Here is a 14415-nt window from a genome sequence, read left to right as displayed (position 1 = left end):
ACTGAACCAAACCGGAACATCGCACGGGGAAGCGGCGTGATAACGTTTGTATACAAGCTGTATGCGATGTCTGGGGGTTGCCGTGCCGTCCGGTCGGGAAAGGGCGTACGCGTATCTCAAGGACACGGTGCTGACGGATCCCGAGATGCAGGGGGTCTTCCTGTCGGAGCAGGAACTCGCCGACCGGATCGGTGTCTCCCGTACACCGATCCGGGAGGCTCTGCTGCAGCTCGCGGCCGAGGACCTGGTCGAGCTCGTGCCCAAGCGCGGCGCCCGGGTGGCGCCGTTGGCGGGGCGGGAGATCCGGGAGCTGATGGAGTTGCGGGGCATCGTCGAGCGGTACGCCGCCCAGCAGCTCGTCTCCCGGGGAGGAGCGCCGGTCGCGGAGCTGCGGTGCCTGCTGGAACGGCAGCGCGAACTCACCGGGGAGGACCAGGCCCGGGAGTTCATCGCCGTGGACCACCAGTTCCACTCGGCGCTGGTGTCCGCCGTCGGCAACACTCTCCTGGATCGGCACTACGACGGTCTGCGAAGCCGTCAGGTTCGCGCCGGAGTGGTGGCCCTCTTCAACCGGCAGGGGCGTCAGGAAGCCGTGCTGGAAGAACACGGGGCCATCCTGGACGCCCTGGCCGCCGGTGACGCCGAGGCGGCGTGTGCCGCCATCGACCACCATCTGGGGTCGACGCTCAAGGTACTGCTCGCGGGCTAGACGCTCCGGCGGCTGGACCCGCATGGTGGAACGGCCGGACCACCTGTGCATCAGATCTTCCCCGGCGCTTGGGCCACTCCGGCGACGCCTTCGTGGGCCGGCCGGCCGCCGTACCGGGGTCGCGTCTGCCTCGGTCCGTCGATCACTGCCTGCCGGGGTCAGGGTAGGTGATCACCAGCATGGTGACACCGTCCTGCGACGTCCAGGGGCCGTGCGGCATCCCGGGAGGGCGGCACGCATACATGCCCGCGGTGAAGGTCCGGCCCAGTGTCAGGTCGTGCAGCGTTCCCTCGACGAGGTAGACCTCCTCCCAGAAGCCGTGGTGTACCACGCCCTGTGCCGAGGTGTCGGTGCCCGGAGCCCAGCGGACGAGCGCGGTACGGCACCCGCGCCCGGGGTCATCGGCCAGGACCCGCTCCTCGACGCCCGGGCCGGCGCCGACTGGGGTGCTCCACGGTCCGCCGGGGAGGTGGAACTCCAGCTCGGGCTTGCTCACCGCCACACCTCCGGACGCCGGTTGGCCAGCACGGAGGTCTTCTGCCGGACCGCGGTGACCTCGTCGATGTCCAGGTCGGCCAGTAGCAGTTCGGGCTCGGCACCGAGGGAGTTGCGGACCGTGCCGTCGGGTCCGACGACCTGGCTGTGCCCGATGCCCGTCGGCAAGGGGCCCGCCGGAGTACCCGGGCAGGCCTGGTCGACGGCGGCGACCCATACGGTGGCGTCCAGTGCACGGGCCCGCACCAGCAGCTCCCATTGCGCGAGCTTGCCGGGCCCGGCGCCCCAGGAGGCGGCCAGCAGCGTGCCGACGGCTCCGGCGTCGGCGTGGGCCCGGAACAGTTCCGGGAAGCGCACGTCATAGCAGGTGGCGAGGCCCAGCCGGGTGCCGTCCACGTCGATCACCGTCGGGGTGGAGCCCGGGGCGACGGTCTCGGACTCGCGGTAGCCGAAGGCGTCGTACAGATGGATCTTGTCGTACGACGCCTCGACACCGGCCCCGGTGGCCAGCAGGGTGTTCGCCACCCTGCCGCCGGGAGCCGGGGTGAACATGCCAGCTACGACCACCGTGGAGGTGGCCCGGGCGATCTGCCGTACCCCGTCGGCCCAGGGACCGTCCAGGGGCTCGGCTACCGGGGCCAGCGGGGTGCCGAAACAGGCCATCGACGCCTCCGGGAAGACTACGACGCGGGCTCCAGCGTCCGCTGCGCGCTGGGTCCATTCCTCGATGAGCCGGAGGTTCTTCTCAGGATCGGGACCGGTGATGAGCTGGCTCAGGGCGATCCGCACGGTGCGGTTCCTCCTCTGCGGGACGGGGTCGGGGGAATTCACAGGGAAACGGACGGGGGGAGGACGCCGATCAGGAAGGGGGCCGCGCCGCTGAGGACCAGCGTGGCCATCAGCACCTTCTTGCGGCCGATCACATCACCGAGGCGACCGAAGACGACCCCGCCGAGCGGACGCGATACATAGCCGACCGCATAGCTGGAGAACGCCAGGAGCGCTGCGGTGAGCGGGTCCTCCGAGGGAAAGAACAGCATGCCGAAGACCAGGGCGGCCGCCGCGGAGTAGACGGCGAAGTCGTACCACTCCAAGGTCGTGCCGGTCAGGCTCGCGGCGAAGGCCCGGCCGACACCGGAGTGCCTGTCGTACGCCCTCGCGTCGCCGTTCGAGGTGTCGTGCATGGTTCTCATCCTTGCTCGGGGACATCGACCCTCTGGCATACTTCTTGTATACAGGTCGTATGCGCAAGTCCTGCGCGAGAACTCGACCACGGAGAATGCCGGCCGTGGTCCCTCACCCGATCTGCGGGAGTGCCCTCATGGCCGTACTGACCTTCGAACTGCCCGACGGATCGACGCGCGAGGTCGACGTCGTCCAGGTCCTCAACGCCGGGTACGCCGGACGCAGTCAGGAGGACGTCGCCGCGCACGTCGCAGAGCTCGCCGAGTTGGGCGTGCCCGGCCCGTCCGTGACGCCGGCCCTCTACCCCGTCTCCCCATATCTGGCCCAACAGACCGACCGCGTCCTGGCACAGCACGCGCGCACCTCCGGGGAGGCGGAGTGGGCGCTCGTGGTGGCGGACGGCGGGGAGCTCCTGCTGACGGCCGCCTGCGACCACACCGACCGTGACCTCGAGGTGCACGGCGTGGCCTGGAGCAAGAACGCCGGCCCCGATGTCCTCGCCCGGCGCGCCTGGCTCCTGGCCGACGTCGAGTCCCGCATCGACGAACTCACCCTGCGGGCCTGGGTCACGCACGGCGACCAGCGGACCGAGATCCAGCGCGGCACCCTCGCCGAACTCCTCACCCCCGCGTACTGGGTCGACGTCCTGCGCTCACGCGGCGCGCTCACACCCGGCACCGTCCTGATCTCCGGCACCATCCCCATGGCCCCTGGCGTCGACCAGTTCGCAGGCGGCTGGAGCGTGGAACTGGGGGACCCCGCCACCGGGGACACCATCCGCCTCAACTACGACGTCCAGCCGATGCCGGCTCCCATCGGCTGACACGACCGCTCGCCTGTCAGGCAGAGAGACATCTCACGTGCCCAAGAAGTCAAGCCGCGACCGCGAGATCGGCTGAGGAGGAGGTGAAGGCCTGTTGCTCGTCGAAGGGCTGCCGCGTATGGAGGCAGTGGTAGAGCTGGCCGATCACGCGATTGAACAGATGCCGCTGGTCCCGGGCAGCGAATGCCGGGCCAAGCCCTCGAACGCACTGCAAACCGCCGTCTTGGCCCGCCTGCGGTGCGTCCCTACGCTCAAGGCCCGTGACGACCATGGTGGCCACCCCGCCACCGCTTGGGCAGGTCCCGACTGTCCGCACCAGTCCGCAGCCCGCCCAAGGCCCGCACGTGACACCGGACCGGGGCGTGTGCCGGTCACAGCAGTGCGAGTCTGTCCGCACCACGGTGCGGACAGCGAAACGGCCACGACGGTGTGGAGGCAGCAATGGCACAAGCCGAAGAGGCGAATTACGCCGCAGAACTGCGGCGACTGCGGGACAAACTGACGCTGCGTGAACTCGCGCGCCGGGCCGCGTGCAGCAAGAGCATCATCAGCGATCTCGAACACAAACGCAGATCACCGACGCCCCCTATCGCGCACGCCCTGCACAAAGCCCTCGGGGCAGACGGCACACTGGTCTCCTTAGCCGACGCCCAACGACAGCGCTCGAGCCGGGAGATGGCCGAAGCGGCCCAGGACGCAGCTGCGGACGATCTCCTGCGGCAATGGTGGGACGACGACGTGTGGCGCAGAGACTTCCTCAAGGGCGCGGGCGCTGCCGGCGCCCTGCTGGCCACCGGCCTGGGCACAGGCAGCACCGCCATGGGCGGCCATGACCTGATGGACGCCCACACCCCTTTGCGGGCAGCCCACGGCCGTCTGGACAACCTGCGCGGAGCGTCCGCCGTCAACGCGCAGGCCGTCGACCATCACCGGCAGATCCTCGCCTGGCACGCCACCGCGACCACCACCGTCGAGCGGGAGTGCTGTCGCGGCACGGATGTTCTCGGGAAAGCCCTGGGAGCCCCAACCGCCGCGTACCCAGCCCTGCTCCGGCGGTTCGGGTCGCTCGTTCACCTACCCCTGCGTGGACGCGGGGCTCATCTGCGACCCCTCCGACCTCCTACTCGCCAGGTCGGCGGTTCGGGCAGTGGCTCAACCCGCGTGGCGACGGAACGCTGCCAGGAATCGCCGACCGCGTCCCGGCACACCAGGTTGAGCTGAATGTTCGTGCCGCGCGTATGGTAGTCCAGATCAACGTAGACGTCGTGAGTGCCACCGGCGGCCATGGGACCGATGTCGATGCGCTGCTCACGGCCGTAGTCCGAGTTTCTGTCGGGGTCATACGCGCCGCGCATGCCATCCACGCCGGTGCCGGTCGCGCTGACAGTGACCGAGCTGAGCGGCGGCCCGGAGACCTGCTTGACCACCAGCTTCCCGCGCGGCACGTTCACGTCGGACTCGTCGGTGTGGGCCGCTTCAATCTCGAACTGCGGTCCGCGGGCCTCGAAGCGGTCCGCTTCTTCGCCCTCGATCTGCCGGAGCAACAGGACAACCTGCTGCTCGGCAGACTCGGCGGCGCCCTTGGCGATGTGCGCCTGTCTTGCGGCGTAGACCGTGGCGATCGCGCTCACCCCGGCCGCGACGATCGCGGTGATCAGCTCCCCGTCCACAATTCCTCTTCCTGTCGGTCTACAGCTGCGGCGCCGGCCCGTACGCGCCTGCGGTCGGCTCGGGGCCGTCCTGCTGGGTGAACTCCGCCAGGCGCCATCCCTCTTCCGTCCAGCGCACGGTCAGGGTCGTTCGCCAAGGATGTCGCCGCCATGGCCAACACCCGCGGCGGTCTGCTCATCTACGGAGTCAGCGACGACATCGCGATGGTCGGCATCGAACACCAGCCACGAGTCCCGTGGCACCACGTACTGACCTTGGAGTCCGTTGGAGCCAGCGCGCAGGGCTATCGCCCACGGAGGCGGCGCCACCAGGGCCGGCCGTTGGTTGGAACAACGGGACCTTGTACTGCGCAGGCGGCTGGTGGCGCCGCATCGTCCTGGGTCACGCGGACCGCCAGGAGACCATGTTCAAGGGCAACGACGAGCAGTCCCGAGGAGGCGACCAGCGCGACAGGTTCACGTCGTACCGGGATGGTGACGACCAAGGCTGCGGTGACGGGGTCCCATAGCCGCACGGTCCAGCCGGGACCCCTGGTGGCTAGGAGGGTGCAACCGTGAAAGGTCACAGGACATATCTCGCTCATCGGTTCGTCGTCGGAAAGTGTCACGGCGAGGGCGTGAGCGAGCTGGCCATTGGCTGGGTCCCACAGTCGCACGGTCCGGACGTGATCGCTGGTGGCGAGCAGGACGCGGCCGTCTATGGTCACAGGGCACATCGTGCTGGTGGGAGCATCCTGTGCCAGGGTGAGGACGCGACGTCCGGTGTCCGGGTCCCACAAGGTCACCGGTCGGTCGGAGTGGGTGGTGGCCAGTAGCGAGCGGCCCTGCACGGTGATGGCGCACATGTTGTTCGCTGGGGTCTTGTGCTTGAGCGTGCGGACGCGACGTCCGGTGTCCGGGTCCCACAGGGTCACCGGTCGGTCGGATTGGCGGGTGGCCAGGAGCGAGCGGCCGTCCACGGTCACGGCGCTGATCCCGTTTGCGGCACAGTCGTGTCTGAGCGTGCGGACGCGACGTCTGGTCTCGGGGTCCCACAACGCCACCGGGCGTTGGTACTCGCAGGTGGCGACAAGTGAGCGGCCGTTCACGGTCACGGCGCACAGTTCCAGCAGCGGGCCGTCGAGCTTGAAGAGGGAGGAGATGAGTCTTCCCGTACCTGTCTCGTGCAGCCGCACCTCGCCCTCGGGACCGGTGACGACGGCAAGGAGGTCTTCCCCCTGCACCTTGACCGTATGTAGCGTCCGCACGTACTCAAACTGCCGCGCAGCCTCAGGGCTCGATGCGTACGGATCCCACAGTCGGACATTCTGGTCGTGGTCGCTGGTGGCGAGGAGGCTGCGCCCGTCCACGGTCACGGCGCACAACTCCTTCACGTGGCTGGCGCATTCGAGGGAGTTGACGATCTCCCCGGTGCCGGGGTCCCACAGTTCCACCCCGAAGCCCGCGCTGATCGCGACGAGGGTCCGGCCGGCCACGGTCACCGCCCACAGCGCTTCCACTGAGGAGCGGAGGCCTTGCAGGGAGCGGACAGTGTGCCCGCTCGCCGGGTTCCGCAGTTCGACCGTTTTCTTGGTGCTGATCGCGAGGAGGGGCTGGCCTTGGAGGTTCACCGAGCACAACCCTGTGATTTCGTCGGCGTAGGCAAGCTTTAGAGCGAAGGAGCCAGGCCAGTTGCCGGTGTCCGGGTCCCACAGGCGCAGTTTCTCGTTGCTCGCGAGGGCGACAAGGTCGCGGCCGCCCACAGTAACCGAGCAGAGCGCTCTCACCGGATGGAGAAGGTCGTAGAGGGTCCAAGGGACGCGTCGGCGCACCGTCCCAGTGCCCGGGTCCCAGGCCTGGACGAGGTCAGTGCTGGACGTACCCCTGCTGGCGAGGAGGTGGCGGCCACCCACAGTCACCGGGCACGCGTTCGCTCCCAGTGAGGCATGCTCGATGGTCCGGGTGAGGCGGCCGGTGTCCGGATCCCACATCCGCATGCTCCTGTCGCGATGGATGGAGGCAAAGTGGGTGCGGCCGTCGACGGTCACGGGGAACAGCGCTGTCACCGGGTCGGAGTGTTCAGCGAGGGTGCGGACCATGTCGCCGGTGGCCGGGTCCCACAGGCGCACGGTGCGGTCACCACCGGTGGCGAGGAGGGAACGGCCCTGCATGGTCACCGCGCAGATCGCTCTCACGGTGTCGGTGTGATCTCCCAGGACTGCCTCGTCCGCTTGGGGCGTCGTGGTGGCCCACACGGCGCGGTAGGGCGGGGAACCCCGGTGCTCGCGGTAGACCGAACCGAGGCCTTCCAGCGCCTCGGTCACCGAGAACAGCGCCGTGCGCGCCTCGGGCCCGGAACTGAGTGCTTCGGGCGTACGCCGCAGCAAGCGCATGCGCTTACGCCCTTCGGGGGTCGTGGCATAGGCTGCGGCGGGCACCAGGCGGTGCAGGTCTGCGTGCAGCAGGTACTCATCGTCGGCGAGCAGGCTGTCGATCCGCCCTGCGGCCAGGGCGTGGCCCGGGAGCGATCGGCGCAGGTAGGCGGGGGCGGAGGACCAGCCGGCCGTGCGGCCCACGGTGATGAAGGCGTCGGTGAGCTCACCCTCGTCGGTGAGCGGAGGATGGGTTTTGGCTCGGACGTGCCGCAGCGTGTCGTTGAGGGCCTGGTGGAACAGGCGGTACACGACGTCATGGTCGTCACTGCTGCTCGTTTCGACCAGGAAGTTGGCTGCCGAGGAATGGGCGAACTCGCGCAGTGCGCGCTCGCTGGGGCCGCGTTCGTACAGAGCGGTGACGGCAGTGCGCCACAGCTCGATCGTCAGTCCCGGGGCCTCCGCGAAGGCCAGGGCGGTCAGCAGGTGCTCGGCGGTGAGGCTCTCCACGGGGGGCAGCAGGCTCAGGTAGACACGCAGCGCCTCGGTCATGGTGGGGACGAACGTGATGTCCTGCGGAGCCACCGGGGATGGGTCGTGCATGCCATGGGCACGGGCGACGAGCCCAGCGACGAGGAAGTTGCCCTCGGACAGTGCCGCGATGCGGGCCGCCAGCGCCTGCGCGGCGCCGTCTGCGGACATGTAGGGGTTGTCGGGTCGCTCGTCCCCGAGGAGCTGGAGCGTGGCCAGCGTGTAAGCGGCGAGGTCCGCTTCCTCGAAGTAGCCGGGGCTGTCCAAATCGACAGTCTTCGCTGCCTGACCGAAGGCGGCCAGCAGGTCGCCGGCGTCGTCCCGGCGCCGTGTGCCGATGACAGCCCGCACCCCGAGATCTGCGCAGCCCTCCGCTAGCGGCAGGACGATCTCGCGGACAATCTGCCGCGCCTCGTCAGGGGTGGCGGTCTCGTCGAGCGCGTCAATGACGACAGTGAAACGCCGCGGCTTTTGGGTGAGCACGGTGCGCAGCGCCCCTGGGAGGTCCTGGACCTGGGCGGGTATCGCTGCTGAGGCAGCTCGGGCGATCTCCTGCGCGACGTCCAGGGCGGTTTTGCCCTTGGCGTGTACCGCACACGCCACCGATCCGAGCGGCGCGCGCACAGCGTCGTCTGTGGGAGGGAGCGCAGCGGCGATACCAGCGTCCGCGGTGGTGACGACCCGGCCCAGCACGGCGGACTTCCCCACGCCGGGGGAGCCGGTCACGATCAGCACGTCGCGCCGCACCATGTCGGCGGTGAGCCAGGTGACAATGTCCGTCAGCGCGGCGCTGCGGCCCCGGAAGCGGAAGCCGCGTTCGGCGTCGTTACTCACTCCCCGGGCCCTGGGCCTCCAGTGCCGCCCCGCTTCGGGGTCGTCGGCGAGCGTCCACCCCCAGGCAGCGAGGGCCTGCTCCCCGGCGGCCTCCACACGCCAGTGGGCGAGCAAGTCGAGCTTCTCGCCGTCCAGGCACTGGACAATCTCGTCGAGCGTCAGGGCCCGTGCGTCGCCCGAAGCGGCATGGGCGTGTCCCACCACCGCGACGACGGCCTGGTGTTCCGGCGACCACACCGGGCCGCCGCTGAAGCCCCGTCGGACAGGCGACGGCGACTGCGTCTCAAGCCGGACCCATCCGTAGCTGAGAGGGTCCCCGACCCGTCCACTCGCCGCGTCGCCGTGGATGCCGTTCGGGAAGCCGAAGGACCACCAGCGGTTCCCCGCCAGTTTCCCGGCTGGCGGACGCCGCAAGCGTGCGCTCATCCCCGCTGGCAGAGGCTCGGCCAGTCGCAGCACCGCAACGTCTTGGTCCTGCCGCTTGCGCACGTCCTCCGGCGGCGTGATCACATCGACGACGCGCACGCGCGGGTAGCGCAGCGCCGTCGCCTTCGGGAACGCCACCCACAACGCCCCTGAGTTCCCCCAACGGTCGCCAACGACGTGCGCGCAGGTGAGCACCCGCTGCGCATCGATGAGGAATCCCGTACCCAAGGGCGTCTGGTCGTGCTCGCTGGCGTGGATGGCGGTCACCCAGGCATCCGAGTCGGGCCTTGGACTGGAGATGCTCACTCGCCGGATTCGTCCTCGGCGCTCGCAGCTCCGGAAGCCCAGGTGAGGGTGATCTCGAAGTTGGCGTCCGTTGCGGCCTTGGCCACCAGCCAGTTGGCGGTGCCGCTCACCTTCACGCCGAACTTCACCTGCACGCTGTCCGGCCCGATCGCCCTGGCCTGTTCCAGCACGGTCCGGGCAGCCTGCACGGCGGGCTGCACCGCCTCACGCACTCGCGCGACGACCTCGCCTGCACTCGCAGGCGACCAGTCGTCTGTCGGCTCGGCCTCGAACCGGACGACCGTGCCGTCCTCCAGCGCGTACCCCACCACCTGAGCCGTCATCGCACCCCGCTCGCCCACAGCGCCCCCTCCGTCGCCCTCAGACTACTGACGCATGATTAGTGACGCAGCCCAATCGCCGTGCCTACGCAGTGCGGTACGCGGCCGGGGCCGCCCGCTTGTGGAGCGTACGGGCCGCGCCGGCCGGTCAAGGGCGCCTGCGGCGACGCTCCGCGCTGCGCTTCGCCCACCCGGGACAGCCCGTCACGACCCTGGAACTGGCCGGCTATCGGGCGGCCCCTCCCCTGCGGCGCCCGTCCGCAGGTCAGGCGGCCTGTGGGTGGGGAGATCCACTGAGCAGGTATGGGGTCACCACCGGGGAGGGGATGGGGAGATTCGAGGCTCTGTCCGCAGTTCCGTGAAAGGCGAGGCCAGCCCTGTGAGCGCGTTTGCTGTCCGAACCCGGCCGGCCTCCGCAGGGGCGCGGCTGCGCTAGAACGCGACAGCCGACAGGTCGGTAGCGACTTCGACGGCCTGGTACCCGTAGGTATCCGCCGCGTCGACGCGCAGCATGAGACAGAATCGATCGAGGGACTCGATCTCCCTAGCGAGCCGCTTGTAGTCGTGCTTGAGTAGGTGCACTGCCGCGCGGTTGGCGATCGCCGACTGCCCCATGATCATGAGGACGGGCTGTGCGGACTGGGGAGGGGTGAACTTCGCGACCAGCGCATGGTCCGTTCGTCCCTGCTTGTGGAGGAAGCGCTGACCGCCGACGGTGAAGTCACCACGTTGATTGACCTTCACACCGGGCAGGTGTCTCGCCAAGTACTCGACGTTGCGTCGGTTCGACCCAAGGCCACCGATGCTGAGTTCGGTGCGATCCCCATTCAGCTCAGGTGCTTCTGCGGCGACGAGGGAGAATGCACACCCTGACTCCTCGGCGAGCATCGCAAGTTCGATGATCGCGTAGACGTCACCGTGCTCGGTGACGGTGGGCATCTGCCAGTGGCTGTTCAGGATGATGACGCACGGTGCACCGGCTCGCAGGCCAAGGAGTGCCTGCTTATGGTGCAGGATGCGAGCGGTGCTCACACGCCTCCAGGCCCAGACGGACCCGCCGCTGACCACGCTCGTGATCAGCCCGATCACGACATTCAGCACTGCATCCGACACGGAGCCCCCGCCCTTGTCGTGGCAACACGATCTGATAGTCGGTGTGTCAGCCTACTGATCAACGACCCCTACGGCGTAGTGATTCGGTGGCTCTAGACTCATCAGCCCCCGCCTTTGCAGCGTCCAACCTGATGAGAATCATGGGCCTGAGAGTGGCTCTGAATGATCACGGATGGGTGAGGATGCGGGCCCGGAGGAGTTCGAACGAGGCCCGGCCGTACATGGCTCGCTTGAGTGTTTTGAACCTATTTACGTGGCCTTCGACGACTCCGGAACTCCACGGGAGGGTGAGCCCGGCGGTGACGGCGTCGAGGTCCTGACGGAGGAAGCCGGCGAAGCCTTGCATTGGCTTGGGCGCGTCCTGTTCGGCCTGGCGGATCCACTCCAGAAGAAGGTATCCGCGCCGGTGTCGGACGAGATCAGCGAACGTGCGGGCGAGGTCGCAGGCCCGGGTGATGTCCGGGCAGGCGAGTCGGACCTGCAGTCGCTTGTCCTGGCTCTCGGTGAGGATCTCGCGGGGCCGCACGATCCATGAGGTGATCTTGCGGGGGCTCGGTATGTCGGCGCGGACCGGTTCGGCGGTGCCCGCGCGCAGAGCGGCGAGGTGTTTGCGGACCACCTGGCGGCTGCCGCTGTAGCCGCGTTCGTGGATCTCTTGGAACAGGCGGGTGCCGCTGGCCTGGCCTTGGGTCTCGGTGAAGCGGGCGTTGAGGTACGCCTTGAACGGTTCCAGGACGCCGTTGGGGCGGCGGTCGCGGGCGGAGGCCAGGAGTTCGTCGAGATCGGTGTCGCGGAAGCGGCGTACGGTCTTGCGGTCGAGGTTCAGGCGGCGGGCGATGGCGCTGATCGTCCAGCCCTTCTCCACCAGGCGGTGGATGTCCTCGTAGCGGTGGCGGGTCCGTTCGATGATCTGGGTGCGGGGCAGTTCCGGCACCGGCAGTTCCCTCGGGACCGGTTCCGACGCGATCGGCTCCCTCTCCTGATCGGCGTGTTTGCGCAGGCAGTTGCGGTGCTGGTGGCAGGTCTTCTCCACCGCGGCAGACAGGTTCTGCAGCAAATGCCACCTGTCTGCGACTTCGAGGGCGTTGGGGGCGGCTTCCTTGACCGCCTTCGTGTAGGTGGCGGCCCGGTCACGGCAGATGATCTCCGCACCGGGATGGTCCTTGAGCCAGGCCGCGAACGTCTCGGAGGTGCCGTCGGGCAGCACGTCCACGACCCGGCCGGCCTCGACGTCGACCAGCACGGTGCCGTAGGTACAGCCCTTGCGGAAGGCGAACTCGTCCACCCCCAGCACTCGCGGGGCGCGGTCCGGCACCGCCGGCGCCTTCAGCAGCCTGAGCAACTGGGTCCGGCCTGCGGCCATCCGCAGACGCCGGCACAGCCGTGCGGCCGGACGGCCGCCGAGTTCGATCGCGATCGACCGAAGCCAGCCCGTCAGCCCGGTACTCGACCGGCGGTGCCGCTCGGACAGGCCCGGCACTGCTCGACGAACGTCCTGCGGGAACACCTCTTCCGGTCGCAGAAGTACCGGCGCACACGGAGTCGAACGACGACCCGCCGCGATGCCAACGGCCGCTCATCCAGGCTGCGTTGGTACGAACTGTGCACGCGTCTCGCCCGCTTCTGGCAGCCCGGACAGCGGCCCGGCCGACCGGTGGACACTGCCTCCACCACCAGGGTGCCGGAGGAGTCGCTGACACACTCAACTCGCACAGCGATCCCGGGAAACAGCACATCCTCAACCGTTTTGCTCGCCACGGCAGGAAACACGCTGCCGAAACGATCCCTCGTTCCCACCCCTGACCTGCGGATTCACGGAACTGCGGACAGAGCCCAGCAGGTTCTGGTCGACCCGAAGTGGGCCGACGCCGACCGGCGGGGCCACCGCTGTTCTGGACCCATGTGAACTCGTACGGCATGTTCGAGCTGGACATGAACAGCCGTCTCGATCTCGGTTCCGTCGTGCCCATCCCGGATCAACGGACGGGCGAACCGCAGCCGACAACCACCGGGTGAGGAAGCGGAACCTGTTGGCCCATGACGAAGCGCCGCCGGTACGGTCAGTCCGTGTGCACCTACGCCTTCGTCCACTACAAGCTGCACTACGCGTGCGTATCGTGCCGGATCAGTTTCAAACGGCATCCCGGCGACGCCGGACACACGTGCCCGCGATGCACCGGGCCGCTGCTGTGTGCTGGCCACGACTTCGCGGCACCCCGCCGCAGCAATCGGAAGGCATGGTCGGTCGTCGCCGTGGTCCTGGGCGCCGGGCTGCGCTACGAGGGCTTCGAGCCGTGCGGTTGCGGACGGGATCCGAAGTTCCGCCCCCGTACCCGTGCCCAGCTGCGCGCCCGCCGCGTCGTCGCCACTCGCACCGGCGCCCCGCTCGCGGAGCTGCTAGGCCAGGCCGACCCGCTGGAAACCCGCTGATCCCGGCAGGACTCGGCGCAGTTCACTCGGTCCAGCTCCTCGACACACGAACCACGGCCAGCTCAGTCGGTATCGGTGGCGGCAAGCACAGCCAGGCGCCGTCGGCCTGGGGAGAGCGCGGCCAGACCGATGTCCCAGGCCACCTGCTCGAACCACTTCGTGTCGGCGCCGAAGCCGTGCCAGACGCAGTCCAGCACATGTGCTTCGACCTCAGCGGCGCTGGCGCCTTCTGGACTTCCGGCCAGTGCGGCCAGGGACTGCCAGGCCGCCAGCCGGCCGTAGGCGCCGTAGCAACCCGAGTTGTACGCCCCTCCCGTTGACGCCGCGGCGAAGAGCACCCGCCATGCCTGCGCCGGCGGACGGACAGCAACTGACAGAGCCGTCTTCTTCCCCGCCCCGTGCAGACACTCCAGCCCTAGCGTCAGGAGCGCGGTCGGTACCGACTCGGCGTCCAGGGGTTCGGCGAGGTCGAACACCCGCGCCTCGATGCGCCCGTTGGACTCCTCGGCCCAGTTCGCCACGGCCGTGCCCATCGCCGTGGCAGCGGCCGGTGTTGTCGTCTCCTCAGCCGTCGGCACGCGCGCGCCGGCGTTCACCGCCAGTTCGCGGCTCTCCGATGGTCCGTACGGCATCGAGTGACTGCTGCCGCGGATGCTGTAGCTCGGCAGATCCGCACTTTCCTCCATACCGGACAGCATCAGGGGCAGCCAGCCCAGTGGGTGATGACTCCAATGCGGCGACGTCGCCCAACCCGCGATCCCCGGCGCCTCCCCGACGACCACTCCCCTGAGTACCAGCTCGTGGACCAGACAGGCCCGAAGCTCCTCCGAACCCCGGCCGGTGAACGCCGCAGCCAGGTCCGCCGCCTCATGGCTGGAAGCCAGCAACGAGGCCGTGTAGCGATCCAGCTTCCTGCTGGTGACCTCAGCCGAGGAGACCAGCCGGAACGCCTGGGTGACGCTCTCGGGACCAGCGGTGGTGGCCAGCAGCCGAAGCAGATGGTCGAAGACACTTCGATACTGCCACATTTGCTCCCCGGTGCCGTACATCCTGGCGAGAGCGATGCCAAGGTCAGCAGCAAAGGCAGCATCCCCCTGCTCGACCCGGCCATCGGCCACCGCCCACACGCCGGTGACATCCGCCAGGTCCGGCAGCCCCGTCACGATCTTCTGTATCGGATCAGCCACGGCCCTGAGCCTACGCATCCGGCCGCCCCACCACA

13 protein-coding genes and 3 pseudogenes are annotated in these 14415 nt (G+C 68.9%); 5 read left to right on the top strand and 11 right to left on the bottom strand.

Annotated elements, in window-relative coordinates; all coding sequences use genetic code 11:
* The first annotated feature begins 82 nt into the window (after positions 1–82).
* Entirely contained in the window at positions 83–709 is a 627-nt protein-coding gene (locus tag AC07DS_RS40590; protein WP_145883771.1) for a GntR family transcriptional regulator, read from the top strand.
* Between the two features lie 142 nt (positions 710–851).
* On the opposite strand, the gene AC07DS_RS40585 is transcribed toward AC07DS_RS40590, so the two are convergent.
* The 3 genes and pseudogenes from AC07DS_RS40585 to AC07DS_RS40575 form a co-directional block, all read right to left on the bottom strand.
* Entirely contained in the window at positions 852–1205 is a 354-nt protein-coding gene (locus AC07DS_RS40585) for a cupin domain-containing protein (RefSeq protein ID WP_479153779.1), read from the bottom strand.
* On the bottom strand, positions 1202–1993 hold the full coding sequence (locus AC07DS_RS40580; protein ID WP_479153778.1) for a carbon-nitrogen hydrolase family protein: 792 nt from the start codon (positions 1991–1993) through the stop codon (positions 1202–1204). The genes AC07DS_RS40585 and AC07DS_RS40580 overlap by 4 nt, the downstream gene beginning before the upstream one ends.
* A gap of 56 nt (positions 1994–2049) precedes the next feature.
* Positions 2050–2388, bottom strand: a pseudogene (locus AC07DS_RS40575) (MFS transporter); the annotation flags it as partial.
* Positions 2389–2525: 137 nt separating this feature from the next.
* Here AC07DS_RS40575 and AC07DS_RS40570 point away from each other — a divergent pair.
* On the top strand, positions 2526–3212 hold the full coding sequence (locus AC07DS_RS40570; RefSeq protein ID WP_479153777.1) for a DUF2848 domain-containing protein: 687 nt from the start codon (positions 2526–2528) through the stop codon (positions 3210–3212).
* Between the two features lie 49 nt (positions 3213–3261).
* Here the strand turns inward: AC07DS_RS40570 and AC07DS_RS40565 are convergent, their stop codons facing one another.
* Positions 3262–3492, bottom strand: a complete 231-nt coding sequence (locus AC07DS_RS40565; RefSeq protein ID WP_479153776.1) for a hypothetical protein — start codon at positions 3490–3492, stop codon at positions 3262–3264.
* Positions 3493–3653: 161 nt separating this feature from the next.
* Between AC07DS_RS40565 and AC07DS_RS40560 the strand changes: the two are divergent.
* Positions 3654–3998, top strand: a pseudogene (locus AC07DS_RS40560) (helix-turn-helix domain-containing protein); the annotation flags it as partial.
* A gap of 311 nt (positions 3999–4309) precedes the next feature.
* Here the strand turns inward: AC07DS_RS40560 and AC07DS_RS40555 are convergent.
* Complete coding sequence (locus tag AC07DS_RS40555) at positions 4310–4882, bottom strand: hypothetical protein (protein WP_479153775.1); 573 nt, start codon at positions 4880–4882, stop codon at positions 4310–4312.
* A 96-nt stretch (positions 4883–4978) separates the two neighbouring features.
* Here AC07DS_RS40555 and AC07DS_RS40550 point away from each other — a divergent pair.
* Positions 4979–5092 (top strand): annotated as a pseudogene (locus tag AC07DS_RS40550) (AlbA family DNA-binding domain-containing protein); the annotation flags it as partial.
* 74 nt (positions 5093–5166) lie between these two features.
* On the opposite strand, the gene AC07DS_RS40545 reads toward AC07DS_RS40550, so the two are convergent.
* The 5 genes from AC07DS_RS40545 to AC07DS_RS40525 all read right to left on the bottom strand — a co-directional run bounded on the left by AC07DS_RS40545 (position 5167) and on the right by AC07DS_RS40525 (position 12425).
* Positions 5167–9330, bottom strand: a complete 4164-nt coding sequence (locus tag AC07DS_RS40545) for a trypsin-like peptidase domain-containing protein (protein ID WP_479153774.1) — start codon at positions 9328–9330, stop codon at positions 5167–5169.
* Complete coding sequence (locus tag AC07DS_RS40540) at positions 9327–9653, bottom strand: CU044_2847 family protein (protein ID WP_479153773.1); 327 nt, start codon at positions 9651–9653, stop codon at positions 9327–9329. The genes AC07DS_RS40545 and AC07DS_RS40540 overlap by 4 nt, the downstream gene beginning before the upstream one ends.
* 429 nt (positions 9654–10082) lie before the next feature.
* Complete coding sequence (locus AC07DS_RS40535) at positions 10083–10763, bottom strand: hypothetical protein (RefSeq protein WP_479153772.1); 681 nt, start codon at positions 10761–10763, stop codon at positions 10083–10085.
* A 166-nt stretch (positions 10764–10929) separates the two neighbouring features.
* Positions 10930–12243: an ISL3 family transposase gene (locus tag AC07DS_RS40530; RefSeq protein WP_479153771.1), complete on the bottom strand. Its 1314-nt coding sequence runs from the start codon at positions 12241–12243 to the stop codon at positions 10930–10932.
* Entirely contained in the window at positions 12198–12425 is a 228-nt protein-coding gene (locus AC07DS_RS40525; protein WP_479153808.1) for a transposase family protein, read from the bottom strand. The genes AC07DS_RS40530 and AC07DS_RS40525 overlap by 46 nt, the downstream gene beginning before the upstream one ends.
* A gap of 375 nt (positions 12426–12800) precedes the next feature.
* Between AC07DS_RS40525 and AC07DS_RS40520 the strand changes: the two genes are divergently transcribed.
* Positions 12801–13193 (top strand): hypothetical protein, encoded by a 393-nt coding sequence (locus AC07DS_RS40520; protein WP_479153770.1) that lies wholly within the window; start codon positions 12801–12803, stop codon positions 13191–13193.
* A gap of 62 nt (positions 13194–13255) precedes the next feature.
* On the opposite strand, the gene AC07DS_RS40515 is transcribed toward AC07DS_RS40520, so the two are convergent.
* On the bottom strand, positions 13256–14380 hold the full coding sequence (locus AC07DS_RS40515; RefSeq protein WP_479153807.1) for a DUF6183 family protein: 1125 nt from the start codon (positions 14378–14380) through the stop codon (positions 13256–13258).
* Positions 14381–14415 lie beyond the last annotated feature (35 nt).

The sequence above is a fragment of the Streptomyces sp. NPDC044064 genome (assembly GCF_056434245.1).
Note: the sequence above shows the minus strand (reverse complement) of the source record. Positions and strands in the feature narration are given on the sequence as shown.